The 3,054-nt window shown below is 74.1% G+C and carries 3 protein-coding genes; 1 reads left to right on the forward strand and 2 read right to left on the reverse strand.

Translation table 11 applies throughout. The features are described from left to right. The coding region (locus ACFWH7_RS12880) for a hypothetical protein (protein WP_378216905.1) at positions 1-214 on the forward strand (214 nt) is incomplete at its 5' end. 94 nt (positions 215-308) lie between these two features. On the opposite strand, the gene ACFWH7_RS12885 is transcribed toward ACFWH7_RS12880, so the two are convergent. Together ACFWH7_RS12885 and ACFWH7_RS12890 are read right to left on the reverse strand one after the other, a co-directional pair. Then, a complete protein-coding gene (locus tag ACFWH7_RS12885) occupies positions 309-1,277 on the reverse strand; it encodes a carbohydrate kinase family protein (protein ID WP_378216906.1) in 969 nt (322 codons plus the stop codon). A gap of 3 nt (positions 1,278-1,280) precedes the next feature. Continuing rightward, positions 1,281-2,846, reverse strand: a complete 1,566-nt coding sequence (locus ACFWH7_RS12890; RefSeq protein ID WP_378216907.1) for a glycoside hydrolase family 32 protein — start codon at positions 2,844-2,846, stop codon at positions 1,281-1,283. Between the last annotated feature and the right edge of the window lie 208 nt (positions 2,847-3,054).

The following is a 3,054-nucleotide window of genomic DNA, read 5'->3' on the forward strand; positions in this document are numbered from 1 at the left end:
GGCGGCGCCCGGGCGCGGGGTGTGGGTGGTTGTGGCCGCGCGCGGGTCCCTGCTCCCCCCGGCGCGCCCCCCGGCCGGCCCCCACGACGGTGCCTTGACCGGGACGATGGTGGTCTACCCCGGCGAGGGCACCGTCGGCCTGTCGGTCTACGCGCGCGGAGGGGCGGCGACGCTGCGGTCGATCGAGGTGACGCAGCTGGCCTCGATCTGGTGAAGCGGGTGTGTGATCCCGCCCGAGGCGGCCCGGCCGCCCGACGGACGCGCGAGTGTCTCGCCGTCCGAACGGTGACGCGAGTGCTCGGGGTGAGTCACACGGACGCGAGCTCCGTCCGTCGCGGCGGGTTCGCGCCCGCACGCGAGACGGTGACTGCGGCGACCGCGACGCACCGGCGCAGCACGTCGCCGAGCACCGCGGCGTCGATCGCACGCAGCGCCTCGCGCCGGTCCGCGCCGAGGAGGCCCGCGTCCCAGAGCCCGTCGACGAGCGCGCCCATGAACGAGTCGCCCGCGCCGACGGTGTCCACGACGTCCACGCGCGGGGCGGTGACGCGCTGCTCCCCGGCGGCGGTGACGGCGACGGCGCCCTCGCCGCCGAACGTCACGACGACGAGCGCGGGACCGAGCGCGAGCCACTGGTGGGCGACGTCGGCCGGGTCGGCGTCGGGGACGAGCCAGGCGAGGTCCTCGTCGCTGACCTTGACGACGTCGGCGAGCGCGACGAGCGCCTCGATGCGGGCGCGGGCGTCGGCGGGGTCGCCCATGAGGGCGGGGCGGGCGTTGGGGTCGTAGGTGATCGTGGCGGTGTCGCGCGCGGCGGCGACCAGGGCGCGGACGTCGGACGCGCCGGGCTCCAGGACGGCGGCGATCGAGCCGGTGTGCACGGCGAGCGTCCCGGCGCCCGGGGCGGTGCCGGCCGGGACGCGCCACTCCAGGTCGAACTCGTAGGTCGCGGCCCCCTGGGCGTCGAGGTGGGCGGTGGCGACACTCGTCCGGTCGGCGTCGGTGCTGCCGGGGGCGAGGGTCACTGCGGAGTCGTCGAGCCAGGCCCGGATCGCGTCGCCGCGCTCGTCCGTGCCGAGCCACGTGGCCAGGCGCGCGTCGCGGCCGAGCCGCCCGAGGGTGAGGGCGACGTTGGCGAGGCTGCCGCCGGGGTGCTCGTCGACGCTGCCGTCGGCGCGGTGCACGACGTCGATCAGCGCCTCACCGACCACGAGGACGTGTCGGTTGGGCGGTGTTGCCTCTCCGGGTGGGTCTTCGCCGAGCATCGTGGTGCGCATCGCCTAGATCGCCTCCCCGAGCTCGCGGACGGTGATGCCGGTGAAGCGTGCGGGGCCGCCGTCGGTGTAGAGCGAGATCCCGGTGTCGCCCTCGGCGAAGTGGACCTGCTGGGAGAGCACGGTGTGGCCGGCGTTGACGAAGACCTCGACGCTCTGGGTGTCGACGAGGATGCGCAGGTGCACGGATCGGGCGCCGGGGTCGATGGGGGCGGCGGCTCGCGAGTAGGGCGCGAGCGAGTACCCGGCGAGGTCGGAGGGTCCTCGGTCGACGTACAGGTCCGCTCCGTACTTGCCGATGTTCGTGTGCCGGGAGCCGTCGGCGGAGCGTCCGACGGAGATGCCGACGTTCGTCGCGGCGTCCCAGGCGATGTCGAGCTCGATCTCGTACGCGCGCCCGCTCCACGGCAGGACGGCGCTGCCGTCGACGGTCCGGTCGGGGAGCGTGGTGGTGGCGATGACGTAGGTCGCCAGCGCCGCCACGGGGCTGCTCAGGAGGCTGTACCAACCGCCCGGCTGCCGGGCGAGCCGCAGCTCGCGGACGATCGAGTTCTGCCCGTTGTAGCCGTCGGTCGCGTCGGTGGGGACGTCGCGCGCGGCGTACTTCCAGTTGTTCATCCACGCGACGGCGAGCCGCTTGGTCTCGGGGGCGTCCACCGACGGCCAGGTGACGGCCGCGTACCAGTCCCAGCCCCAGTCGAGCCACTGAGGGGTGAGGCCGTCGGCGAGGAAGTGCTCGCCGTCCCACGTGCCCGTCCAGTAGGCGTAGGTCATCGGCAGGCCGATGCCGTAGGCGTCCATGCTGGCGGCGAGCACCCAGTGGCGCGTGCCGTCGTCCGCGGTCATCTCGAACAGGTCGGGGCACTCGATGCCGCCGAGGGCGTGGTTCGGGTAGTCGAAGTTGCGTCGCAGCGTCCACTCGCGCAGGTTCGGCGAGGTGTAGAACGCGGCGTACCGCAGCCGTCCGATGACGCAGACCCATTCTCCGCGGGCGGTGTCCCAGTGGATCTTGGGGTCGCGGAACCACTCGGCGTTCTCGATCTCGGCGGGCGTCGTGGCGGCGCGACCGTCGGTGTTGACGATGACGGGGTCGGGCAGGGCGGTGAACGTGAACCCACCGTCGGTCGACCAGTAGAGGTACTGCTCCTGGTACTTGCGGACGCCGTCGGTCGGCTGGGTCGCGAGCGCGACGACCGCGCCGGCACCGAACCCTGCCGTGTTCGCGGTGTCGACGACCGCCGACCCGGACCACACGGGGAAGTCGGGCCGCAGCGGCATCACGGTGCCGTGGTGCGTGAAGGCGACGCCGTCGGTCGTGCTCGCGTGGTCCCAGCCGCCGGGGCCGTTGTTCTGGTCGGAGTGCAGGTAGTACAGCTGGTAGGCGCCGTGCGTGGCGATCGGGCGTTGGGGGTCGCAGAGCCAGCCGCTGGGGGGAGTCATGTGGTAGACGGCACGGAGCGAGCCGGGGGCAGATGCCCGGGCTGCAGGCGGCACAGCACCGCCGAAGACCAGGGCGAGTGCTCCGGCGCCGGCTCCCTGGAGCACGGTGCGGCGTGAGACGGACGGCGTCATTGCTGGTTCCTCTCAGGAGTGGGTGGGCGCGACGAGGCGTCCAACCGGGCTTCGGGCGGTCGTGGACGGACGATGTCAGGAGGCGGGGGCCGCCGCGGTCAGACGGACGCGGTGGCGGGAACAGGTGCGTGGGCGTGGGGGGGGGGGGGGGGGGCCGCCCCCGGAGAGGGGGTGGGGTGGGGGGTTCTCGCGCGCGACGCCGCGCTCG

The sequence above is a fragment of the Cellulosimicrobium cellulans genome (genome assembly GCF_042723955.1).
GTDB lineage: Bacteria > Actinomycetota > Actinomycetes > Actinomycetales > Cellulomonadaceae > Cellulosimicrobium > Cellulosimicrobium cellulans_H.